Raw genomic sequence first — 23241 nt, forward strand, 5'->3', positions numbered from 1 at the left:
GCCACGATGCCCGAGATCATCCTCCACCACTATCCACGCTCGCCCTATAGCGAGCTGCTGCGCATCGCGCTCGGCATCAAGGGCGCGGCGTGGCGCTCGGTCATCATCCCCGACGTCGCGCCGAAGCCCGAGCTGACCCCGCTGACGGGCGGCTATCGCAAGACGCCGGTGCTCCAGATCGGCGCCGACATCTATTGCGACACGGCCGTGGCGATCGAGGCGATCGAGGCCGCGCTTCCCGACCCGACGCTGTTCCCCGCCCCGCTCGGCCGCCTGCATGCGCTGCTCGCGCTCCAGGCCGGCGGCACGACCTTCAGCCAGGCAGTCGGATCGGCGATGGCGCCGTTTCTCGATCGCATTCCCGATTCCTTCTTCGAGGATCGCAAGGCACTGTTCGGCTTCGATCGCGACCGCGTCGCCAAGGGCGCGCCGCATCTGCTCGCGCAATTCACCGGCTGGCTGGCGCGGATCGACGATGCACTGGCGGACGGACGGGCGTTCCTGGGCGGCGACGCGCCGGGCTATGCCGATTGCGCGGCGGGGATGAACGTGTGGTTCCAGGGCGGTTTCGGACTGCTAGCGGCGCGGACCGCTCCCTTTCCGCACCTCGCGGCCTGGTTCGCGCGAGTCGGCGAGATCGGCCACGGTACGCCGCAGGAGCTAAGCGCCGCCGACGCGCTGACGATCGCGCGCGAGGCCGAGCCCGACATCGCCGAATCGGTTGATCCCGCCTCGGGCTTCACCGCGGGGCAAAGCGTCACGATCCGCACCGAGGACCCGGGTGCGAACCCCGTCGCCGGCACGCTCGCGCGGCTCACCGCGCACGACGTCGTGCTGCTGCGCGACGATCCGCAGGTCGGGCGCGTCGCGGTGCATTTCCCGCGGATCGGGCAGATCCTGCTGCCGGCCTGATCGAAACCGGGGCCGCGCAAACGGCCCCGGCGATACGCTTACGGTTTTGGCGCGACAGTAGCTGGTGGCTCCGACGGCGCGGCAGCGGCGATCGGGGCTGCACCACCATCCGCAACAAGCGTCACGATGATCGGATTGGGCGACAGGTCGTTGAGCGAGCCGTTGCCGGCATCGACGACGATGCCGATAACCCCGCCCGCCAGCATGTTGCCGGCAAGCCCTGCGGTTCCCCCGCCATGCATCTTGCTCTCGACGACGACCTGCGCCGGGGTGAAGCCGGCCTTGCTGATCGTCGCGGTGAAGCCGGCCTTGCGCTTCAGCTTCAGCTTGCACGGCGTAACGCAACTCTGACCGGTGGTCATGCTGACGTCCGCGCCCGGCGGCTGCGACACGATCTCGAATTTCTGCTTGGTGCCTCGGGTAACCGTCGCGCACCCCGTCATCAGCGACACAGCGACGAACGCTGCGCCAACACGCCTGTAGATCATGATGAAATCCCCCCCGGACGGACGCGTAGGTGCGCCCGCACCGGGAGGAGTATTCGCTATTTTGGCTTTAGTTCAAATAACTTGCGTTAGAGCGGCTTAGGCGAGCTCGCCCTCGAGCCACGCCTTCAACCGCCCCTTGGGCTCGGCGCCGACCTTGGTCGCGGCAGGCGCGCCGTTCTTGAACAGGATCATCGTCGGAATGCCGCGCACGCCGAACTTGCCCGGCGCATCGGGATTGTCGTCGATGTTGAGCTTGGCGATCGTCACCTGCTCGCCGAGTTCCTCGGAGATTTCCTCGAGGCTCGGCCCGATCATCTTGCACGGGCCGCACCATTCCGCCCAGAAATCGACCAGCACCGGGCCGGTCGCGTTGGTGACGTCGGCATCCCAGCTTGCGTCGGTGATCGTCTTGGTGGCCATGATGAAAAACTCCTTGATGTTACCGCAAAGGTAAGACGCGTTGGCGCCACACTCAAGCGCTTGAAGCCTAGCTTTGCTCCGCCGGCCCAAAGCCGGGCTTGTGCGCCGCGATCAACGCGGGCGGAAGTGTGTGGAGCAAAGGCCCGCTGGTGTAGAGCAACGCCGCCTCGATCGTGCGACCGGGGAAGATCACCCCGAGCGCCGCGACATAGGCCGCCATCTGGCGGACATGATAAGACGGGATCGCGGCGAGACTGTCGGGCACGCTGCGCCCGGTCTTGAAGTCGACCAGCCGAACGCGGTTCGGCTCGACCAGCAGGCGATCGACCGTGCCCGACACGACGAACCCGTCGGGCAGCACCGCCGCGATCGGCGCCTCGGCCAGCGCCTGCGCACCGAACAGGTCGGCGAGCGCGGGATCGTCGAGAACCGCGAGCACCGGCGCGACGATCGCGGCGCGCTCAGCCGGATCCTCGATCGCGCCGGTCCGCGCAAGCCAGCGGTCCGCCGCCGCGGCTCGCGCCTCGGGCGCGACCGACGGCAAGCGCTCGAACAGCGCATGAATCAACCGACCACGCTCCGCCGCCGCGCGCATCGCCGGCGTCGGCGGCGCATCGGCAACGGCATCCTCGCCGAGCGACGACGGTGCGAGCGGACGCGGCGGACGCGCTTCCTGCGGCGCCGGGCGCGAAGCCCAGTCCGGGACGGGATCATGCGGCACGACCGCACGCGCGCCGCGCCGGTCGGGCGCGACCGGGCGTTGCGGCGTGCGCCCGACGAACTCGCGCGCGCCCTCGGTCTCGATGCCGAGCGCGGCCATCGCGCGGCGCGACGCGGCGTACCAGCTCTGCTCGGGCGGCTCACCCTTGGCGAGGGGACCAAGCGACCCCGCGATCACCAGCCGCTCCTCGGCGCGGGTCGCCGCCACGTAGAACAGCCGCCAATGCTCTTCGAGATCGCGCGCCGCGGTTTCCTCGACCAGGTCTGCCAGCGGCCCGGTCGCCTCGCCCTTGCGCGGACGAATTACGGGGAGCTCGGCCGCCATCTCGCCCGCGCGCCACTTCAGCGTCGAGCGCGGCGAGCGCGTCGGGTCGACCGCGGCATCGGCGAGGATCACCAGCGGCGCCTGCAGCCCCTTGGCGCCATGCGCGGTCATCACGCGCACCGCGTCGAGCGGCGCCGACGGGTCGCGCTTGATCTCGACCTCGCCGCGATCGAACCAGTCGAGGAAGCGCTGCAGCGACGGCGTGCCGAGCGACTCGAAATCGAGCGCGGCGCTGAGCAGTTCCTCGATCGGATCGCGCGCCTCCTGGCCCAACCGCCGCACGAGATTGCGCCGCCCGCCGAGTGGGCCCGACAGCAGTTCCTCGAGGAACTGGTAGGGCGTCGCGATGTCGGCGCGCGCCAGCATCGTGAACAACGGCGCGATCGCGCTGCGATCCTGCGTCGTCGACAGATGCCGCCACAGGCTGACCGAGCGTTTCGGCGCGGCGTGCATCAGCCGCTCCTGGCTCCACCCGATCAGCGGCGAGACCAGCAGCGACGCGAGCGACAGATCGTCCTCCGGCTGGAGCACGAAGCGGATCGCGGCGAGCAGATCCTGCACCGACAGCGGCGCGTTGAGCCGCAGCCGGTCGACTCCGGCGACGGGCACGCCCTCGGCATAGAGCCGCGCGACGATCAGCGAGGCGAGCTCGCCGCGCCGCTTGACGAGTATCATGATGTCCTCGGGCCGCAGCGTACGGCCCTTGCTCTCGAGCATCAGCGTGCCGATCCACCCCTTGATCGTCCGCGCGATCTGGCGCGCGAGTTCACGCGTCGGATCCGAGATCCAGCCCTCCTCATCCTCCTCGCTGCCGCCGGCGACGACGAGCGGCCACAGCGTAACGGTGCCGGGGCCCGGCACTTCGCTGGCATGGACCTCGCGGTCGGCGATCGCGCCGAGGCCGGGATCGGGCAGCGCCTCGATCGCGGCATCGACGAATTCGAGCACCGGCCGGGTCGAGCGGAACGACTGGGTCAGCGACAGCCGGTGCCACGGCCGCGCGCGCATCGTGCCGGTGGCAGCCCGCTGCTCGTCGTCGGCCGCCCAGGCATCGCGCGCGAGCGTGCCGATGCGCTGTTCGGCGGCGGCGAAGAATTTGGGGTCGGTGCCCTGGAAGCCGAAGATCGCCTGCTTGAAATCGCCGACGGTGAACAGCGTCCGCACGCGCTCGCCCTGCGTGCCTTCGCCGGCGAAGAACTCCTCGACGATCGCGAGGATGATCGCCCATTGCTCGGGGTTGGTGTCCTGCGCTTCGTCGATCAGCACGTGCTCGGTCGTCTGGTCGAGCTTGAAGCGGACCCATTCGCCCATGCCGGGCTGCCCGAGCAGCCCGATCGTCGCGCGGATCAGATCGTCGAAATCGACCGCACCGAGCCGCCGCTTCGCGCGATCATAAGCCGCCGCATAATCGCGGCCGACCGACAGCGCATCGGCGAGCAGGTCGGCATAGGCGGCGCGCTCGCGCAGGCCGAGCAGATGGGCGCAGGTCTCGCCGACCTCGATCGCGAGCTCGGCATAGTCCGGGTCGGCAGCGAGCAGCTTCGCTTGATACTTCTTTGGCTCGCGTTTCGCAGTGAAGGGTACGCCGATAAGATCGCGCAACATCTTCGCGCGCATCTCCGGCGCTGCCTCGACCCAGCATTCGGCGATGTCGGCCATGTTCCCGCCGGTCGCGGTGCCCCAAGCGCGGTTCGCCGCCGCCAGCCGCGCGACCGCGTCGACATCGAGCGTACCGTCGCCGCACGCCTCGGCGATCTCGCTCTCGATGTCGCCCGCCGGCAGATCGAGCGCGCGGCGGACGAACGGGCGGACGCCCTCGCCCATCGGCAATTCGGCCATCGCCGCGGGCGCGCGGGCGCAGGCGAGCAGGAATTTCTCCGCCTCGCCCTCGCCCAGCCGCAGGCTGAGCGTGCCGACCGTCGTGATCGGCTGCTCGCGCCCCTCGGCCTCGGCGGCGAGCAGCATCTCGGCGAGCGCCTCGCGCGCCATCACCGCTTCCTCGCGCGCCTCGATCGGGCGGAAGCCGGGGACGAGCCCGGCCTCGACCGGGAAGGCGGCGAGCAGGCTCTGGCAGAAGCCGTGGATCGTCTGGATACGGATCCCGCCGCCCGGCGCATCGAGCACCCGCGCAAACAGCGTCCGCGCCCGCGCGCGCAATGCCGGCGTGGGATCCTCGCCGAGCGCCTGCAGGTCGGAGACGAGATCGGGCTCCGCCATCCGCACCCACGCCGCCAGCCGGTCGCCGATCCGCCCCGCCATCTCGGCCGCGCCCGCTTTGGTGAAGGTCAGGCACAGGATCGCGCCGGGATCGACCCCGGTCAGCAGCAGCCGGAAGACGCGCGCGGTGAGCACTTGCGTCTTGCCGGTCCCGGCCGACGCCGACAGCCAGACGTGGCCGCCGGGATCGCTGGCACGCGCCTGCGCGTCCTTGAGGATCGGGAGCGGGCGACGGGTGTGCGTGTCGGTCATGCGCTTCCTCCCCTCCCTGAAAGGGAGGGGCTGGGGGTGGGTCGGCCCGTGGCTGGCGTGACGGTCCCGTTGAGAGCAACCCACCCCTCGATCCCCTCCCTTCCAGGGAGGGGAGGAAGAAACAGTGGCAGGCGAGGAAGAAGGGAATCACTCACGGCCATACCATTCGTCCCGCCGCATCAGCTGGTCATACTCCGCATACGGCGCATAGTCCGGATGCAGCTTCGCCTCGAACGCGCGCGTCCCCGTCAACCAGTCGGCGGCCGCGTCGGTGAAGTGCCGCGCCGCGAGCGTGGTGAAATCCTCAGGCACCACCTTGTCGCCCTTCCCCGCAGCATCGACCGGCGAGGTCACATAGCCGAACGCATCGCCCTTCTTCGACAGCGACCAATATTCGAAGCCGCGCGCCTTGCCCGCAATCCCGTCGAACCCGCCGCGCTCGGCAATCAGCCCGAGCAGCCCAAGCTGCAGGCTGAACCCCTCGCGCACAGCCGCGGGCGACGGCGGCTTGCCGGTCTTGTAATCGATCACCGCCAGGGTGCCGTCGGCGAGCCGGTCGATCCGGTCGAACTTGCCGGTCAGCGTCACGCCCGCCAGCGCCGCCTCGCCCGACTGCTCGACCGCGAGCACCGTGCGGCCTTCATCCTGGTTGCGCCCCATCTGCGCGACGATCCAGTCGATCGCCTCCATCAGCCGCGGCTTCCACAACGCGCGCTGCATCGGATGCGCCTGGTCGAACATCGCGCGCGCGCGGTCGTGCAGCGTGTCGAGCGCGCACGCATCCTCGCGCGCCCAGCGCTCGAGGATCTCGTGCACCGCGGTGCCGCGCCACGCCGCACTCGGATCGGCATCGACCGGATCGAGCTGCGCTAGGCCAAGAATGCGCTTGGCGTAGAAGGCATAGGGGTCGGCCTTGAGCCGGTCGACATCGGTCACCGCGATCTTGGTCGGGCGCCTCTCTGGCGGCGGCACCGGCGCGGGCTGCGGCTCGGGCTGGTGGACGCCGGGATCGTCGAGACCGCGCGCCCAGCCCTCCAGTTCAGTCGCGCGATCGAAGCGCTCGCCCGCCAACGCCTGCAAGCGCAGCCAGAAGCGCGAGGCGATCGCGGGTTGCGTGCCGCCCCGCCGCGCGCGCGTCAGCAGCGCGGTCGGCGCGCCGAGCGCCTGCGCGAGATCATGCGCCGCCATGCCGACGCCGCGATCCAATCCCGGCAAACCAAGCTCGACGCGAATGCGCGGCGCAAGCCACGGATCAGGCGCGGGCACGCCGGGCCAGGTACCCTCGTTGAGCCCGCCGAGGATCATCACGTCGGCGGTCTGCAAGCGCGCCTCGATCAGGCCGTAGATCGCAAGCCGCGGGTGCCCACCCTGCGGCGGGCGGACCGCGACCTCGTCCATCAGCGTTTTGAGCAACGGGGCAAGGCTCGCCGGATCGACCAAGGGCGGACCGAGCGCGGCATGCTCCTCGGCCTCGCGCAACAATTCCGCCGCGGCGCGACCGGCCGGCCCCGACCACAGCGCGTCGCCGCACAGCGCCTGCGCCGCTTCGCGCACAGCTTCGAGCAGCACGACCAGCGGCCGCTCGCGCGCGTCGAACACGCGTTCGATCGGCTCGAGCAAGGCGCGCGCCTCGAGCCACCAGGCGATCGCATCGCGCCCGCGCCGCGCCTCGCGCAGATGCGCGCCGATCCCGCTCAGTCCCGCCGCCGGCCGTGGCCCGCGCAGCACGCGATCGAGCGCGCGAACGCCGTCGAGCCACACGGTGCGCTCGGGCCCGAAGCGTACCAGCGGATGCTTGAGCAAGGTCAGCAACGCCAGCGGCGCGAAACGCTGCGTCGCCGCCTCGGCCAGCGCGGTCAGCAGCGTCCCCGACGGCAGGATCGACAGCGGCCGCCCCGCCGAATCGTCGATATCGATGCCCCACCGCGCGCAATGCGCCGCGACCCGCCGCGCCAGCCCGCGATCGGGCGTCACCAGCGCGCCGGTGCGCCCCGGCGTCTCGGCAACCTCGCGCAGCGCGAGCGCGATCGCCTGCGCCTCTTCGCCCGGTGTCGCCAGTTCGGCCGCGGTGATCCCGCCCAGGCGCCGTTGCTCCGCGCCGAGCGTCGTCCATTTCGCGGTATAGTCGGCCGAGGCGAGCGCGTTGGCGACCGCCTTGCCGCGCGCCACCGTCGCGTCATGGTCGCTGCCGTCGCGCCAGGTGCGGAATTCGCCGCGATTGACGCTCATCCGCTCGAGCAGCAGCTTCAAATGAAATTGCGGGTGCGTCTCGATCGAGCGGCGCGCGAAGCCCGTCACCGGATCGGCCGGGTGTGGCCCGAGCGCCTGCCACTCTTCCTCGTCCATCCCCGTCGCGAGATCAGCGAGCACGACCATCCCGCGCGGCGAATCGGCGACGCAGCGCAGCAGCCGCGCCACCGCGGGGGCGCTGTCGGTGATCCCCGCCGCACAGACGAAGCCCGGCGGCGGCGCCGCGTCCCACCGGTCCGCCAGCCGCCGCAGCAACAGCCCGCGCCGCTCGGCCGCGTCGATCCGCCCGAGCCGCCGCAATTCCTCGGGCCAGCGATCGAGCACGATATCGAACAGCGCCAGCGCGCGTTGCCAATGCGCCGACATCGCCTCGCTGAGATCGATCTCGCGCAGGCGCCGCGGCGCGATTTCCTCGACCAGCAACTGGTCGAGCGTGCGTGCCAGATCACCGGTCAGTCGCACCGCCTCGGCCGCGTCGACCGGCTGCCCGGCGCGCCGGCGTTCCTCGGAGACGAGCCGCGCCAGCACCATCCGCCGCTGCAACGGCGCCACCGCGGGCGGCAGCGGCGCGAGATCGTCGGCCGGATCGAGTGCGGCGCCGACCGCCTCGTCGATCGCGGGATCGCCGATCGCGACCAGCCGCGGCAGCAGCAACCCGCCGTCGCTCGCGCGCACGAACGCGTCGGTCAGCGCGCGCTTGGCGCGGTTGTTGGGGAGCAGCACCAGCCCCTTGGCGAGCCCGAGATCGTCGCCGGCAAAGCGTCGGATCAGCCCCGCCGCCAGCGCATCGGCGAACGCGCGGTGCGCGGGGATCGTGTAGAGCTTGGGCCCGTCAGCCATCCGCCAGCATCGCTTCGGTCTTGGGGATCGCCGCCGGCGTACCGACGTCAAACCACAAGCCCTGATGCACGATGCCGTATGCCCGCCCCGCCGCGATCGCGCGTTCCCAGAACAGCATCGTCGAGAACGGCCCCTCGGGCCAATCCTTGATCACGCGCGGCGAGAGGATCTGGACGCCGGTATAGACGAACGGCGCGAGCTTGCCCGGCTGGCGGCGACCGACGATCTTGCCGTCGGGGGCCAGCCGGAAATCGCCCTGCCCGTTATGCTGGTTGGCGCGCGCGAGCGGCACGAGCAGCAGCAGCGCGTCCATCGTCGCATCGTCCCACCGCGCGGCGAGCAGCTTGATCGCGTCCGACGGACCGTCGACCCACAGATTGTCGCTGTTGACGACGAGGAACGGCGCATCGCCGATCAACTCACGCGCCTGCACGATCCCGCCGCCGGTCTCCATCAACCGCGCGCGCTCGTCCGAGACGACCACGTCGATCCCCGAGACGCGGTGGTCGAGATGCGCCTGCAGCGCGTCGGCGAGATAATGGACGTTGACCACCGCGCGCTCGACTCCGCTTGCGCGCAGCCGGTCGAAGACATGGTCGATCAGCGCCTCGCCAGCCACTTCGACCAGCGGCTTGGGGCGCGTCGCGGTGAGCGGGCGCATCCGCTTGCCGAGCCCGGCGGCCATCACCATCGCGGTTTTGGGCACCGTCCCGCCCGGGTCGGGACGGATATGCAGCGTGCGCTTGGGAAGGCTCATGCGTGGATTCCCATCGGATCGCCGCGCAGCGCGGGCGGCAGGGTTGCGTCGAACCACGCCTTGACGGGCGCGAGCGCGGGATGCGCGAGGTCGCGATCGAGATAACGCCAGACGCGCGGGCACAAGGCGGCGTAGCGCGTCTTGCCATCGCGCTGCCACAGCCGCGTGAAGATGCCGACGATCTTGGCGTTCCGCTGTGCGCCGAGCACATGATAGGCGATGTCGAACGCATCCCCCGCCCCGGTCGCCGCCTTGTAGCGCGCGAGCATCGTCGCCTCGACCGACGCGTCGACGTCGCGCCGCGCATCCTGCAGTAGCGAGACGAGATCGTAGGCCGGGTGGCCGGCAAGCGCGTCCTGGAAGTCGAGCAGCCCGAGCGCATCCTCGCCCGCCGCGCCGATCAGCATCAGATTCTCGGCATGATAATCGCGCAGCACGGTGACCACCGGGCCCGCCAGCGCATGGTCGAACACCGCGTCCCACGCCGCAGTGTAGGCGACCTGGTCGGGGACGACGCCGATCGCCGGGCAATACCACTGCGTCAACAAATCGGCCTCGCGGTGGAGCACCGCGCGGTCATACGGCGCGAACGGGGCCGCCGGCTCGGCATGGAGCCGGACCAGCGCATCGATCGCCGCGCCGTAGAGTCCGGGCTCGCGCGCGCGATCGGCATCGACCGTCTCGCGCATCCGCACGTCGCCGAAATCCTCGAGCAGCACGAGCCCCTGCGCGAGGTCGACCCCATGGATTGCAGGTGCCGCAAACCCCCGCTCGCTGAGCCAGCGCGCGATCGCGATAAACGGGCGGGGATCTTCCTGCGGCGGGGGGGCGTCCATCAGAATCGCGCTGCGATCGCCCGCGACGGCGCGGAAATAGCGCCGGAACGACGCATCGCCCGCCACCGGGAGAATCTCTGCACCGCCCCACCCGTGCGCAGCCAGGAAAGCGGCCGCGCCGGCGGGGGGAATCATATCTGCTGCCATCGCGCCTTCCAGCCAGCGGGCACGCGGGCTGTCAAGCGGCGGCTGCCGTCGGGGAGCATCTCGAGCGCCAGCGCGAGCGCATCGGGCCACCAGCCGGGCGCGCGCTCGGGCCATTCGACCAGCAGCACCGAGTCGGCGGCCGCCTCGTCGAGGCCGAGCTCGGCAATCTCGTCGGGATCGTCGATCCGGTAGAGATCGACATGCAGCACCGGCATCGCCACTTCGGGCGGGGCGTAAGGCTGGACGATCGCGAAGCTCGGCGACGGCGCCTCCCCCGCCAGCCCGAGCGCCGCCAGCAGCCCGCGCGCGATGCTCGTCTTGCCGGCGCCGAGCGGCCCCGACAGAGTCACGACATCCCCCGGCGCGATGCACGCCGCCAGCCGCGCGCCCAGCGCTTCACTCGCCTGCGGGTCGGCAAGGATCATCTCGAAACCCCGTTCACGTCGGTGCTAAGCCCATCCTTCATCACCCGCACCGCTACCGTCGCGGCAACGTCACGGTGATCAGGGTCCCCTGCCCCGGCTCGGACACCAGGTCGATCGTCCCGCCATGCGCTTCGACGAACTGCTTGGCGAGCGGCAGTCCCAGCCCGAGCGCGCGTTCGCCGTCGTGCGGAATACCGGCCTGGCCGAACCGGTCGAACGCGCGCGCCACCGCCTGCGCGCTCATGCCCGCGCCGTCGTCCGACACCACGATGCGCGCGCCGGCCGCGGTCCCGTCGAGGTGCAGCAGCACCCGCCCGCCCGCGGCGGTGCCGCCGAAGGCGTGGCGCAGCAAATGCTCGATCACCTGTTTCAGGCGTCGCGCATCGCCCTTGATCGCGCCACCCGACGGCAGGATCTCGACGGCGAAATCGATCTTGCGCTTCGTTGCCAGTGGCGCGACGACGGCGGCGGCCGCACTGGCGACGGCGTCGAGTTCGACCTCGAGCATTTCCAGTTTCGGGGTGCGGCCTTCGGCCTGGGTGAGATCGAGCACTTCGTCGACCAGCATGCCGAGCCGTTCGACCGATTCGAGGATCGCGTCGACATAGCCGACCGCCGCCTTGCTGAGCGTCCCGGCATAGCCCTCCGCCAGCATCTCGGCGAACCCGCTGATCGAGGTGAGCGGCGTGCGCAATTCGTAGCTCATCGTCGCGACGAACGAGGTCTTGATCCGGTCGGCCGCCTCGAGCGCCTCGTTGCGATCGCGCAGCGCGCGCTCGATCCGGCGGCTGTCGGAGATGTCGAGCATCGTGAACAGCCCGTTGCCATCGGGCAACGGCACTGCGGCGAATTCGAAGTGCCGTCCGTCGGCAAACGCGACGCGCCCGCCGCGCTGTTGCCGCTCGACCGTCGCGGCGCGCACCAGGTCGCTGATCAGCGACGCGCGCTCGGGATTGGACAATTGCCGCGCCGCCCGCTCGGCCAGGGCGTCGACTCGCGGGTGCGTCGCCAGGAAGGCTTCGTCGACCGCCCACACCATCCGGAACTTGTTGTTCCACAATTGCAGCCGCCCGTCGGCCGCGAACACGCCGAGCGCCTCGTGCAGATTTTCGAACGTCGCGGTGCGGACGCGCAGCAGCGTGTCGCGCGCGCTCGCCAGCTGCACCTGCTCGGTGCGATCCTCGAAGATCAGCAGCAGCCCGCCATCGGGGAGCGGCTGCGCCACGACGCGCAGGTGCACGCCGCCGGGGAGATGCCATTCCTCCTCCTGCCCGCCGGCCGCTGCCAGGAACCAGTCGCGTCGCTCGGCCTTCCAGCCGGGAAAGTCGCGCACCTCGGGCAGGCGCTTGGTTTCGCGCATCCGCTCGAGCACGCGGTCGAATTCGGGCCGGTCGGCGAGCCATTCGGCCTTCATCGCGAACAGCCGCCGGAACGGCTGGTTGCAGAAGGACAGCGAGCGGTCCGGCGCGAACTGCACCACGCCTGCCGACAGCCGGTCGAGCATCGCGCGCTGCGCATCGTCGAAGCGCTTGAGGCGTGCGCGCGCCTGTTCGAGGTCCTCGATGTCGATCGCGAAGCCCGCGACGCCGCCGGTCGACAGCGGCGCGTCGAACACGCGCAGCATCCGCCGCTCGCCGCGGATCGTCGCGGGCATCGCCTGGCTCTGCACGGTCTTGGCATCGCGCGCGAGCACCGCGCTGGCGAGCGGCCCGCCGACGCCCGAACCCTCGACCAGTTCGACCCCGCGGGCGATCACGTCGGCCGCGGAGGCGCCGTCGACCGCGTCGACATAATGCGAATTGACCATCGCGAGCCGCAGGTCGGCGCCGCGATACCACATCGGCATCGGCGCGGCCTGGATGACGCCGCTCAATTCCTCGTACAGCGTCGTGGCATGGTCGACCGCTTCGCCGAGCCGGTCGATCTCGGCCTCGCTCTCGGTCGCGTCGAACACCCACAGGATCACCCCGCCCGGCGCCTGCACCGCCCGCGCCGCGCGATTGCCGTTGATCATCAGCGCGCGCGCCGATCCGACCGCCTGCACCGCGCGCGTGAAGCTGCGCCCCGATTTCTGCACCGCGGCGACATCGGCGGCGAGCGCGGCGACATCCTCGGCGCTCAGGCCGGTGTTCGGTCGCACGAGATCGTCGAGATAGCGCGGCGGCTGGGTCAGCCCGAGCCAGTCGGCGAGGCGGGCGGGGCAATCGACCCGCCCGTCTGCGCGCACGATCAACGCCAGCGCCGGCGCCGAGGCGAGCATCGCCTCGAGCCGCGCATTGCGCACGAACGCATCGGCCGCCTCGCGCCGCGCGCGCAGGCCAGCCGCCAGCGTCACCACCGCGGCGATCAGCCCGACGGCTAGCATTACACCTGCAATAATATCGCCGGTCTGGAAAACCACCGTGCCGACGCCCCTTATGGATGGATCGCTAACCGATCACAGAGTGACGGTTAGCGAATGCGGCAGCAAATTCAAAGCCAGCCCGTCAGCGGCACTTGGGCCCGTTTCGGACGCTCTGTTGCGTGCAGGTTACAGCCTGCTCCTCTTTTTTAAGCCGTCGTTTGAACGCTTGCTGAACCAATTTCTTTTAGCCACATTTGTCACAATTACAAAAAAGGGGTCAATTATGCGTGTTAGCCGCCTGCGCCAATCGAGCGCACTTACGTCGGTCGCCTTCGTGGCGCTTATCATGTCGGGAGGTCAGGCGATTGCTCAGTCAGCCCCGGCTGCCGCCGACCCTGCCGCCGCGTCGGGCCTCAGCGCTAATGCAGCGCAGACCGACGAGAGCGGCGCAGACAAAGAGATTGTTGTCACCGGCTCACGCATTCGTACTCCTAATCTGACGTCGGCCATCCCGGTAACGAGCATCAATGGCGAGGATTTCTTCAAGACCGGCCAAACCTCGATCGGCGACGTCCTCAACCAGTTGCCGGCGCTGCGCAGCACTTTCAGCCAGTCCAACTCGACACGCTTCCTTGGCACCTCCGGCCTCAATCTGCTCGATTTGCGTGGCCTCGGAACGCAGCGCACGCTCGTGCTCGTCAATGGTCGCCGCCATGTCGCAGGCGACATCTTGAGTTCCGGCTCCTCGGTCGACGTCAATACCATTCCGACGGACATGATTGAACGGACCGATATCATCACCGGCGGCGAGTCTGCCGTTTATGGGTCGGACGCCATTGCCGGCGTGGTGAACTTCGTGCTCAAGGACCACTTCGACGGCTTACAGGTGCGTGGGCAAGGCGGCATCAGCCAGCACGGTGACGCCGGAAACGACTTCGTGAGTATTCTTGGCGGCAAGAACTTTGCCGACGGGCGCGGCAATGTTGCGATCAACCTCGAATATGCACATCAGGAAGATTATTACGCAAGCGACCGGAAGGAATATCGGCAGCAAAACGGCTTCGTTCAGGTCAATCCTGTCGGAACGGCAACCAACCCGCAAAACATCTTTGTTAATGATATTCGGAGCGGCAACTACTCCAATGCCGGCACCTTCCTCTCGTATCTCGGCGGCGATAGCTACACGCCCTATATCTTTACGCCGTCGGGGTCGCTGATCCAGCAAACCGGGACGCCGGTTGGTCTGGCGCCTGTCCCTTCTTATACCGGTGGCAATGGCGACAATTTCCGCGACGGCACCCAGTTCGCTTTCCAGCCGCGGCTCGATCGGTACAGCGCAAACTTGGTCGGCCATTTCGAAGTGAGCCCGGCGTTCGTGCCTTTTGTCGAGGCTAGCTATTCCCGCACCGATACCTTCGGCAGCGCCTCGGGGCCGTTCTTCACGGGCGCAGTCGGCGACACCTTCAACATCAACAATCCGTACTTGGCGGAGCAAGCGCGCGGGATTATTCGCGACTATTACGGGGCGGCTCCCGGAGACGATTTCAACTTCACGATGTATAAGAACGCCGTCGATCTCGGCAACCGGACCGAGGCGGCGCGGCGCGAGACCTATCGTGCGGTTGTTGGCGTGCGCGGCAAATTCAACACCGACTGGAATTACGAAGTCTCAGCCAACTACGGTGAGTTCAAGGAAAACACACGCATCACCGGAAACGTTAATTTGCAGCGCTATCTGCTGTCGATCGACGCTGTAGACCAAGGCCAGTTCACGACCGGCAGGGCAAATGGCAACGTAGTCTGCCGGGCTAAGCTCGACCCCGCTTCCGCTTCGGTCTATAGCGGCGCGAACGCAGCCTATGCACAGGCACAGCTCGCCAACGACATTGCCCAGTGCGTTCCGGTCAACCTGTTCGGCAGCGGCAACGCCACCGACGCTGCGCGCAATTATCTGACGCAGAACTCGACGGCATCCGGCAAGATCACGCAGCTCGACATTACGGGCTTCGTGAACGGCGATACGAGCGGCTTCTTCAACCTGCCCGGCGGTCCGATCGGTTTTGTGGTGGGCGGCGAGTATCGGCGGGAAACGAATTTCTACAAGCAGGATGATGCCACCGCATCGGGCATCACCTTCTACAATTCGATTCCGGAATTCAATCCCACCTCATTCGAGGTCAAGGAGGCGTTTGGCGAGTTGCGCCTTCCGGTTCTCAAGCAGATTCCGTTTGCCTACGAGCTTACCGTCACCGGCGCCGGACGCGTGTCGGACTATAAGGGATCGACCGGCACGGTATATTCTTACAATGCCGGCTTCCAATACGCGCCGGTCAAGGGCCTGATGTTCCGCGGGAATTATTCGCGTGCCGTCCGCGCACCGAATTTGGCCGATCTCTATACACCGCTCGGTCAGAACTACTTCACCTTCAGCGATCCCTGCGCGGCCCGGAACCTCACGTCGGGGTCGCAATATCGCGCGACGAACTGCGCAGCAGCTGGTGTGCCGGCAGGATATGACTTCATCGCGCGCGCGACCCCAGGGTATCTCTCGGGCGGCAACGCCGATCTGAAGGCGGAAGTCTCCGATTCCTATACGATCGGTGGCGTGTTCGCGCCGACCATCCTGCCCGGCTTCTCGTTCACCGCCGATTATTACAACATCACCGTCAACAATGTGATCAGCTCACCGTCTGCGCAGGGGATTATCGACGCCTGCTACGACCTGCCGACGCTGAGCAACCAGTTCTGCGGTCTCTTCAAGCGCGACACGACGGTCGGCCTTAACGCCTCCGAATATGTCGACAACAGCCTTGCTGTGACACCGCTCAACTATGCGAAGCTCAAGGTAAGCGGGATCGACTTCGACGTATCCTATCAGCACAAGTTCGCGGGTATCGGCGAGTTCTCGATCCGCGGCGTCTATACGCTGGCGCTTCAGGCGAGCAATTATCTCGATCCGACGAATCCGAGCTTCGAGGATCGGACGCTTTCGGAACTGGGCGATCCGCAGAACGCCTTCAATCTCGACCTGGCGCTGAAGCGCGGGCGGCTGACGTTGGGATACACGTTGCGGTATCTCGACAAGATGACCAACGGCGCATACGAAAACTATAACAGCCTGCAGGGACGTGCTCCGCAGAATCCAAATGCTTACGCAGTCGAATATCGGTCTTACCCGGTAATCACCTATCACAACCTGCGGGCGCAGCTCTCGGTCAACGACAAATCCAACCTCTACATCGGGGTGGACAACGTAACCGACCAGCTTCCGCCGTTCGGGCTAACCGGCGCGGGCGCTGGCAGCGGGATTTATCCCAACGTCGGTCGCTTCTTCTACGCCGGCGTCGTAGCGAAGTTCTGAGGCTATAGCGCTCCGTTCTCATCGGCGCGTTGCTGATGAGGACGGACAGCTGACCTATGGATACGCCTGACCTCCAGCGCCGTCGCGCGGCCTGCCGCGCGACGAGTGCTTCAGTGCTAACCTTGTCGCAAAGTGCGCCGATGCGCCAAGCGATCAACCATCTGATCCGCGGTGACTATGGGCACGCCGAGGCCGTGGTCCGCCGACACTTGGCGACCAGCCCGAGCGATGTCTCAGCGCTCTGTCTCCTCGGCGATCTAGCGGCACGCAGCGGAATTCACGGCGAGGCGGAGCGCCTCTTTCGACTGGCACTGTCACATGCGCCGCTGTTTGACGAAGCCCAACTCAACTTGGCCAGGATCCTGGCGCTTCGCGATGCCATTCCCGAAGCTATCGCAATCCTAGAGCGGGTCATCGAAATCGCGCCCGATCGGGCCGATGTTGCCCTCACCCGGATAACATTTCTAGGCCAGATCGGCGCTTACGCCTCAGCGCGCGAAGGATGCGAAGGGCTGGTCTTGCGCCATCCCGGCAGCGCGGCGGCTTGGCTTGCTTACGGCCATCTTCAAAAGACACTCGGAGACGCGGGATCGAGCATCGAATGTTATCGGCGTGCCCTTGCGATCGATCCGGGTCAGAGCGAGGCCTGGTGGGGCCTCGCCAATCTCAAGACCTATCACTTCAGTTCTGCTGAAATTGCGCAGCTGACGGCGTTGATTTCGAGTCCCGACGCGACGCCCCCGGCACGCGCGCAACTGCATTTTGCGCTCGCTAAAGGTCTGGAAGACGTTGAAGAGTATGCAGCCTCGTTCGAGCATTATGTTGCTGGCAATCATGCGCGACGCGGGCTGGCGCACTACGATTCATCGGCCATAGCGAAAGAGGTCGATCGCGCGATCGCCTTCTTCGGCAAACAGCGGTTCGCCGCTTCTGCCAACCATGGTCACGGCGCCCGGGATCCCATCTTCATCGTGGGTCTGCCGCGGTCGGGCTCCACGTTGATCGAGCAAATCCTGGCTAGCCATTCCCAAATCCAGGGAACGGCAGAACTGCCCTATGTCCCGATGCTGGTGCATCGGCTTCTGGCGGAGCGCTGGTTGGAGCGGGACCTGACCTATCCGGAAGTACTCGACGCCCTTCCTGGCGAGCGGCTACGCGAGTTAGGCCGCGCCTATATCGACGCTGCTGCCGTATATCGCCACGACGATCGCCCGTTCTTCATCGACAAGCTTCCGAACAATTGGAGCTATGTCGGTTTCATCCGCCTCATCCTGCCGAACGCAAAGATCATCGATGCGCGACGCGAGCCTATGGCGTGCGGCTGGTCGAATTTCCGGCAATGGTTCGCGCGCGGACAAGATTTCAGCTATGCGCTCGGCGATATCGGCAGCTATTACCGCGACTATCGGCGTGCGATGGCGCATTTCGACGACGTGCTGCCCGGGGCCATCCATCGCGTCGAACACGAACACCTGCTCGAGGATCCGGAGACCGAGATCCGAGCACTTCTGAACTATCTGGGGTTGCCATTCGAGCCGGCGTGCCTGCGTCCGCACGAGAACACGCGACCGGTGCGCACCGCCAGCTCGGAACAGGTTCGGAGACCGATCAACCGCGATGCGGTCGATCGGTGGCGCCATTTTGAGCCATGGCTGAACGAACTTCGCCTGGCATTGGGCGACGCTGCGTAGCAGCGCCGCCCGATCGCCTGCTTAGTAGCGGTAATGATCCGGCTTGAACGGCCCCTCGACCGGAACGCCGATGTAGCCAGCCTGCTTCGGGGTCAGCTGCGAGAGCTTCACGCCGAGCTTTTCGAGGTGGAGCGCTGCGACCTTCTCGTCGAGATGCTTCGGCAGCACGTACACTTCGTTCTTGTAGTTCTCGCCCTTGGTCCACAGCTCGATCTGCGCGAGCGTCTGGTTGGTGAACGACGCCGACATCACGAACGAGGGATGCCCCGTTGCGCAGCCGAGGTTCACCAGGCGGCCCTTGGCGAGGATGATGATCTGCTTGCCATCTGGGAACTTCACCAGGTCGGTGCCCGGCTTCACTTCGTCCCACTCATAGTTGGACAAAGCGGCGATCTGGATCTCCGAGTCAAAGTGGCCGATGTTGCAGACGATCGACATCGGCTTCATCGCCTTCATGTGATCGGCGGTGATCACGTCGGCATTGCCGGTCGCGGTGCAGAAGATGTCGGCGCGGGTCACGGCCTCTTCCATCGTCACGACTTCGAAGCCCTCCATCGCCGCCTGCAGCGCGCAGATCGGATCGACTTCGGTAACCATCACGCGCGCGCCGCCGTTGCGGAGCGACTGGGCCGACCCCTTGCCGACGTCACCGAAGCCGGCGACGCAGGCGACCTTGCCGGCGAGCATCACGTCGGTCGCGCGACGGATCGCGTCGACCAGCGATTCCTTGCAGCCGTAGAGGTTGTCGAACTTCGACTTGGTGACGGAGTCGTTGACGTTGATCGCCGGGAACGGCAGCTCGCCCTTCTTGGCGATCTCGTAAAGGCGGTGGACGCCGGTGGTGGTCTCTTCCGAGACGCCCTTCAGGTTCTTGACGGTCTCGGTCAGATAGCCCGGATACTTCGCCACGAACGCCTTCAGCGCGCGCTGGAATTCGACTTCCTCGTCATTCTCGGGCTCGCCCATCGTGTGGCCGGCTTCGAGCTTGGCGCCCCACAGCGCGAACATCGTCGCGTCGCCGCCATCGTCGAGGATGATGTTGGCGGTCTGGCCGTTGCCACCCTTGTCGGCGTCTGCGCCCCAGTTGAAGATGTCGCCGACATAGTTCCAATAGTCGGCCAGGCTCTCGCCCTTGATCGCGAACACGGGAACGCCCGTCGCAGCGATCGCGGCAGCGGCATGGTCCTGCGTCGAGAAGATGTTGCACGTCGCCCAGCGGACGTCGGCGCCGAGCGCGGTCAGCGTCTCGATCAGCACCGCGGTCTGGATCGTCATGTGGAGCGAACCGGTGATGCGCGCGCCCTTCAAGGGCTGCGATGCGGCGAATTCCTCGCGCAGTGCCATCAGGCCGGGCATCTCGGTCTCGGCGATGTTGATTTCCTTGCGACCGAAATCGGCAAGCGTGATGTCGGCGACGACATAGTCGTTCGCTGGGCGGTCGAGAACGGTGGCCACTGGAGATTCTCCGATTGTGTGATGCTGCGCGCCGTAGCGCGAACCGTCCCCCAGATCAAATATAAAGATGTCTTTATATGTTTACCCGGAATGGCAGCACCATCGGCGATCAGGCCCGGCCAGCCTCGCTCACCAACAATCGTGGGTCGATCCCCGCCTCGCCAAAGCCGGCCTCCCAGCGCATGCCTGCCGCCACGTCATAGAGCAGTCGCGCGTCCGCCGGGACGTTGAACCAGCCGTGGCGCGTCATCTCGCTGTCGAGCTGCCCGGCGCCCCACCCGGCATAGCCGAGCGCGACGATCCACTGCGCCGGTCCGCGCCCCTCGGCGATCGCCTTGAGCACGTCGATCGTGCCCGACAGCCCCCACAACACCTCGCCCTCACCGGCGACATCGATCGTGTCCTGCCCGGCCCAGTCGAGCGAATGAAGGACGAAGCCCCGCCGCGGCTCGACGGGCCCGCCGAGATGGACCGGAGCATCGGGCGCGCTGCCCGGATCGATCCCGAGCTGCTCGAGCACCGCATGCAGCCCCAGCCCTTCGATCGTCGTGCCAATGCCGATGCCGAGCGCACCGTCGGCATCATGCGCGCACATCGCGATCACCGCGTGATCGAAGCGCGGATCGCCGATCCCCGGCATCGCGAGCAGGAACTGGCCGGTGAGGTAGCGGGGAAATTCCATAGGAGCGAACATAGCGACCGCGCCGCTCGCTCGCCACGCTTGAAATTCGCGCGCATTTGCACGACCTACGGCGCGACGCCCTTTCCCCTGCGGGCGGCCATCAGGAGAGATTCCCATGACGATCAACGTCGGCGACCGTATTCCCAGCGTCACCCTCACCAAGGCAACCGCCAATGGTCCCGATCAGATCAGCTCGGATGAGTTCTTCAAGGGCCGCAAGGTCGCGCTGGTCGCCGTGCCCGGCGCCTTCACCCCGACTTGCTCGGCGCGCCACCTGCCGGGCTTCGTCGACAAGGCCGCCGAACTCAAGGCGAAGGGCGTCGACGAGATCGCCTTCACCTCGGTCAACGACGCGTTCGTGATGGGCGCATGGGGCAAGGCGAGCGACGCCGGCGACATCGTGATGCTCGCCGATGGCAATGCCGAATTCGCCAAGGCGGTCGGCTTGAGCTTCGACGGCTCGAAGTTCGGCATGGGCGAGCGCAGCCAGCGCTATTCGATGCTCGTAAATGACGGCGTCGTCGAGCAGCTCAACATCGAGGCGCCGGGCGCATTCGAAGTGTCCTCGGCTGAGCATTTGTTGAGCGAAATTTGACAGTAGGCGCGTTTTCAGCACGACCGAGCGATTTCGACGGCGCACCGACGCCATCGCGGGAACTCGGTCGGGTAGCGCGGGTTGCAAGAGTATCTTCATAGGAAAGGGCACCGCCATGACCGACACGAAAACGGACTCGACCCAGACCAATACCACGACCGAGACGATCATCGAGCAGGCCGAAGGGCTGTTCGAGCAGGCCAAGGACGCCGTGTCCGAGGCGTTTACCGCGACCGTCGACGCAGTGAAGGCCAATCCGGTCGCGGCAGCCGGGATCGCCGCGGGTGCGGCGGCTGCTATTGCCGGCGCAGCGTTCGGCGCGAGCAAGCTGCTCGCCAAGGACGAGACGCCCGCCACGGACTCCAAGAAATCCTGAGCCCGCGCGCCGCCTCGGCTCCGGCCGGGGCGGCGGCGATCTCTCCAACCACGGCGAGTCTTGCCAGCGTAACGTTCCCGCATTAGCCCTCTCGGATGACGCAAGCATCCGACATCGTCGCCGAACTCGACCGCCTCTATCGCGCCTCGGTGGCGCGGCTACAGCAAGCCCTCACCGACTATCTTGCCACCGGCACGCCGCCCGCCGCGGAACGTCGCCACGACGGCAGCTTCGCCTATCCCGAGATTCATTTGCACTATCGCGGCGGTAGCGCCCGCCCGACGCCGATGCGCTCGTTCGGTCGGCTCGTCACCGAGGGCGACTATGCGATTAGCGTAACCAAGCCCGCTATCTTTGCCGATTATCTGATCGAACAGCTGACCCTGCTGATCGAAGATTACGACGTCACCGTCGAAGCAGTGCAGGGCCGGCAGGAAATCCCCTTCCCCTACGTCATCGATCCCGGCCACGCGCTGAGCCTCGACCAGGTCTCCGCGCTCGAACTGGCGCGACATTTCCCGGCGACCGAGCTCGCGCATATCGGCGACGAGATTGCCGACGGGCTCTACGAGGTCAGCGACGGCGCGCGACCGCTCGCTCTGTTCGACGGGCTGCGCACCGATTTCTCGCTCGCGCGGTTGCGCCATTACACCGGGACGCCGCCCGAGCATGTCCAGCGCTACGTGCTGTTCACCAACTATCACCGCTATGTCGACGAGTTCGTCCGCTGGGCGTTCAGCCAGCTCGCGCCGGGATCCGATGGCACCCCCTCACGCTACACCGGCGTGTCGGGTGCCGGCGGCGTGCTGCTGCGCGCGGGCGACGATGTCGAGGCGGCGCTCGCCGATACCAGCGCATGGCGGCGCCACCAGATGCCGGCCTATCATCTGATGGCGGCGGACGGCACCGGCATCACGCTCGTCAACATCGGCGTCGGCCCTGCAAACGCGAAGACGATCTGCGACCATCTGGCGGTGCTGCGGCCCGAGGCGTGGCTGATGATCGGCCATTGCGGCGGCCTGCGTCCCAGCCAGCGGATCGGCGACTATGTCCTCGCGCACGCCTATCTGCGCGACGATCACGTCCTCGACGACGTGCTGCCGCCGGCCATTCCGGTGCCCGCAATCGCCGAGGTGCAGCTAGCGCTTGCCCGCGCCGCAGAGACGATCTCGGGGCAGAGCGGCGACGAACTCAAGCGGCGGCTGCGCACCGGAACGATCGTCACCACCGACGATCGCAACTGGGAGCTGCAATATTCGCGCTCGGCGCTGCGCTTCTCGCTCAGCCGCGCGGTCGGCATCGACATGGAATCGGCGACGATCGCGGCGCAGGGCTATCGCTTCCGCGTGCCCTATGGGACCCTGTTGTGCGTATCGGACAAGCCGCTCCACGGCGAGTTGAAGCTGCCGGGCCAGGCCAATCGCTTCTACGAGCGCGCCATCAGCGAGCACATGCGGATCGGGATCGAGGCGTGCGAGGAACTGCGCCGCGAGGGGAAGAAATTGCACAGCCGCAAGCTGCGCGCGTTCAACGAGCCGCCCTTCCGCTAAGGGCACGAAACGGGGTCGGGAAACACCGGCGACTTGGTGCGTTACGGGTGCTCAACGAAATGGGAGCATCCGATGGCCACGCCGCCGAAAAAGCCGACCGATACCGAAACCAAGCGTCCGGCGGCAAAATCGCCAGCGGCTACATCCAAGGCTGCGACTCCGTCCAAGCCCAAGACGACCACCGCGCGCAAGCCTGCCACTGCGGCGGCGAAGCCCGTCGAGGCGCCAGTCAAGCCTGCGGCCAAGGCGCCAGCGCCCCGCAAACCCGCCAAGCCGCGCGCGACGACACAGACCCGCGCTGCGACCACGAATAAACCCGCCGCCCGCAAACCAGCCGCGACCAAGACCGCGTCGAAAACCGACAGCGCAAAATCCGCCGGACGCTGGGGCACCGCGACCGTCGTCGGCGGCATCGCAGCGATCGGCGCAACCGCCGCTGCCGCGCTCTTCGCGCTCCGCGGCAGCACGCCTGCGGGCGCAAAGCTCAATTCCGCCGGACACGCCCATCAGGCCGACGGCACCGATTCGAGCGCATCGTTCGAAGCCGGCATTGCCGACGAAGGCACGGTTCCGGAATAACGCCGGACAGCGATCGGTC

17 protein-coding genes are annotated in these 23241 nt (G+C 67.3%); 7 read left to right on the top strand and 10 right to left on the bottom strand.

From position 1 onward, the window contains the following. Positions 1-6: 6 nt before the first annotated feature. A complete protein-coding gene (locus U1872_RS14750; protein WP_332793677.1) occupies positions 7-912 on the top strand; it encodes a glutathione S-transferase family protein in 906 nt (301 codons plus the stop codon). 38 nt (positions 913-950) lie between these two features. Here the strand turns inward: U1872_RS14750 and U1872_RS14755 are convergent, their stop codons facing one another. The 8 genes from U1872_RS14755 to U1872_RS14790 all read right to left on the bottom strand — a co-directional run bounded on the left by U1872_RS14755 (position 951) and on the right by U1872_RS14790 (position 12954). Then, the gene (locus U1872_RS14755) at positions 951-1400 is read right to left on the bottom strand and encodes a hypothetical protein (RefSeq protein ID WP_332793678.1); all 450 of its coding nucleotides are present in this window, start codon (positions 1398-1400) and stop codon (positions 951-953) included. Positions 1401-1496: 96 nt separating this feature from the next. Further along, positions 1497-1820: a thioredoxin TrxA gene (gene trxA, locus U1872_RS14760; RefSeq protein WP_332793679.1), complete on the bottom strand. Its 324-nt coding sequence runs from the start codon at positions 1818-1820 to the stop codon at positions 1497-1499. A 67-nt stretch (positions 1821-1887) separates the two neighbouring features. Continuing rightward, complete coding sequence (gene addA / locus U1872_RS14765) at positions 1888-5334, bottom strand: double-strand break repair helicase AddA (protein WP_332793680.1); 3447 nt, start codon at positions 5332-5334, stop codon at positions 1888-1890. 147 nt (positions 5335-5481) lie between these two features. Further along, positions 5482-8424, bottom strand: coding sequence for a double-strand break repair protein AddB (gene addB / locus U1872_RS14770; protein WP_332793681.1), 2943 nt, complete (start codon positions 8422-8424; stop codon positions 5482-5484). Then, entirely contained in the window at positions 8417-9181 is a 765-nt protein-coding gene (locus tag U1872_RS14775) for a nucleotidyltransferase family protein (protein WP_332793682.1), read from the bottom strand. Before U1872_RS14775 ends, addB begins: the two co-directional genes overlap by 8 nt. Further along, entirely contained in the window at positions 9178-10152 is a 975-nt protein-coding gene (locus U1872_RS14780; RefSeq protein ID WP_332793878.1) for an aminoglycoside phosphotransferase family protein, read from the bottom strand. Before U1872_RS14780 ends, U1872_RS14775 begins: the two co-directional genes overlap by 4 nt. Beyond that, positions 10149-10589, bottom strand: a complete 441-nt coding sequence (tsaE, locus tag U1872_RS14785; RefSeq protein ID WP_332793683.1) for a tRNA (adenosine(37)-N6)-threonylcarbamoyltransferase complex ATPase subunit type 1 TsaE — start codon at positions 10587-10589, stop codon at positions 10149-10151. Before tsaE ends, U1872_RS14780 begins: the two co-directional genes overlap by 4 nt. Before the next feature lie 52 nt (positions 10590-10641). Beyond that, positions 10642-12954, bottom strand: a complete 2313-nt coding sequence (locus tag U1872_RS14790) for a sensor histidine kinase (RefSeq protein ID WP_332793684.1) — start codon at positions 12952-12954, stop codon at positions 10642-10644. A gap of 79 nt (positions 12955-13033) precedes the next feature. Here U1872_RS14790 and U1872_RS14795 point away from each other — a divergent pair, with 79 nt between their 5' ends. Together U1872_RS14795 and U1872_RS14800 are read left to right on the top strand one after the other, a co-directional pair. Continuing rightward, on the top strand, positions 13034-16294 hold the full coding sequence (locus U1872_RS14795; RefSeq protein ID WP_332793685.1) for a TonB-dependent receptor domain-containing protein: 3261 nt from the start codon (positions 13034-13036) through the stop codon (positions 16292-16294). A gap of 140 nt (positions 16295-16434) precedes the next feature. Next, the gene (locus tag U1872_RS14800; RefSeq protein WP_332793686.1) at positions 16435-17985 is read left to right on the top strand and encodes a tetratricopeptide repeat-containing sulfotransferase family protein; all 1551 of its coding nucleotides are present in this window, start codon (positions 16435-16437) and stop codon (positions 17983-17985) included. A gap of 21 nt (positions 17986-18006) precedes the next feature. On the opposite strand, the gene ahcY is transcribed toward U1872_RS14800, so the two are convergent. Together ahcY and U1872_RS14810 are read right to left on the bottom strand one after the other, a co-directional pair. Continuing rightward, positions 18007-19440, bottom strand: coding sequence for an adenosylhomocysteinase (gene ahcY, locus U1872_RS14805; RefSeq protein ID WP_332793687.1), 1434 nt, complete (start codon positions 19438-19440; stop codon positions 18007-18009). Positions 19441-19549: 109 nt separating this feature from the next. Beyond that, on the bottom strand, positions 19550-20122 hold the full coding sequence (locus U1872_RS14810) for a YqgE/AlgH family protein (RefSeq protein WP_332793879.1): 573 nt from the start codon (positions 20120-20122) through the stop codon (positions 19550-19552). A 115-nt stretch (positions 20123-20237) separates the two neighbouring features. Here U1872_RS14810 and U1872_RS14815 point away from each other — a divergent pair, with 115 nt between their 5' ends. From U1872_RS14815 to U1872_RS14830, 4 genes are all read left to right on the top strand, one after another. Continuing rightward, positions 20238-20717, top strand: coding sequence for a peroxiredoxin (locus U1872_RS14815; RefSeq protein WP_332793688.1), 480 nt, complete (start codon positions 20238-20240; stop codon positions 20715-20717). A 115-nt stretch (positions 20718-20832) separates the two neighbouring features. Continuing rightward, positions 20833-21093, top strand: coding sequence for a hypothetical protein (locus tag U1872_RS14820; protein ID WP_332793689.1), 261 nt, complete (start codon positions 20833-20835; stop codon positions 21091-21093). Positions 21094-21188: 95 nt separating this feature from the next. Next, on the top strand, positions 21189-22643 hold the full coding sequence (locus U1872_RS14825; RefSeq protein WP_332793690.1) for an AMP nucleosidase: 1455 nt from the start codon (positions 21189-21191) through the stop codon (positions 22641-22643). 72 nt (positions 22644-22715) lie between these two features. Then, complete coding sequence (locus U1872_RS14830; RefSeq protein ID WP_332793691.1) at positions 22716-23222, top strand: hypothetical protein; 507 nt, start codon at positions 22716-22718, stop codon at positions 23220-23222. Positions 23223-23241 lie beyond the last annotated feature (19 nt).

Origin of the sequence: Parasphingomonas frigoris, assembly GCF_036663815.1 — a bacterium.
In the GTDB taxonomy this organism is placed as follows: Bacteria; Pseudomonadota; Alphaproteobacteria; order Sphingomonadales; family Sphingomonadaceae; genus Sphingomonas.

Coding starts and splice junctions, on each gene's coding strand:
- U1872_RS14750 (WP_332793677.1), top strand. CDS start 7: ATGCCCGAGATCATCCTCCACCACTATCCACGCTCGCCCTATAGCGAG.
- U1872_RS14755 (WP_332793678.1), bottom strand. CDS start 1,400: ATGATCTACAGGCGTGTTGGCGCAGCGTTCGTCGCTGTGTCGCTGATG.
- trxA (WP_332793679.1), bottom strand. CDS start 1,820: ATGGCCACCAAGACGATCACCGACGCAAGCTGGGATGCCGACGTCACC.
- addA (WP_332793680.1), bottom strand. CDS start 5,334: ATGACCGACACGCACACCCGTCGCCCGCTCCCGATCCTCAAGGACGCG.
- addB (WP_332793681.1), bottom strand. CDS start 8,424: ATGGCTGACGGGCCCAAGCTCTACACGATCCCCGCGCACCGCGCGTTC.
- U1872_RS14775 (WP_332793682.1), bottom strand. CDS start 9,181: ATGAGCCTTCCCAAGCGCACGCTGCATATCCGTCCCGACCCGGGCGGG.
- U1872_RS14780 (WP_332793878.1), bottom strand. CDS start 10,152: ATGATTCCCCCCGCCGGCGCGGCCGCTTTCCTGGCTGCGCACGGGTGG.
- tsaE (WP_332793683.1), bottom strand. CDS start 10,589: ATGATCCTTGCCGACCCGCAGGCGAGTGAAGCGCTGGGCGCGCGGCTG.
- U1872_RS14790 (WP_332793684.1), bottom strand. CDS start 12,954: ATGCTAGCCGTCGGGCTGATCGCCGCGGTGGTGACGCTGGCGGCTGGC.
- U1872_RS14800 (WP_332793686.1), top strand. CDS start 16,435: ATGCGCCAAGCGATCAACCATCTGATCCGCGGTGACTATGGGCACGCC.
- U1872_RS14810 (WP_332793879.1), bottom strand. CDS start 20,122: ATGGAATTTCCCCGCTACCTCACCGGCCAGTTCCTGCTCGCGATGCCG.
- U1872_RS14815 (WP_332793688.1), top strand. CDS start 20,238: ATGACGATCAACGTCGGCGACCGTATTCCCAGCGTCACCCTCACCAAG.
- U1872_RS14820 (WP_332793689.1), top strand. CDS start 20,833: ATGACCGACACGAAAACGGACTCGACCCAGACCAATACCACGACCGAG.
- U1872_RS14825 (WP_332793690.1), top strand. CDS start 21,189: ATGACGCAAGCATCCGACATCGTCGCCGAACTCGACCGCCTCTATCGC.
- U1872_RS14830 (WP_332793691.1), top strand. CDS start 22,716: ATGGCCACGCCGCCGAAAAAGCCGACCGATACCGAAACCAAGCGTCCG.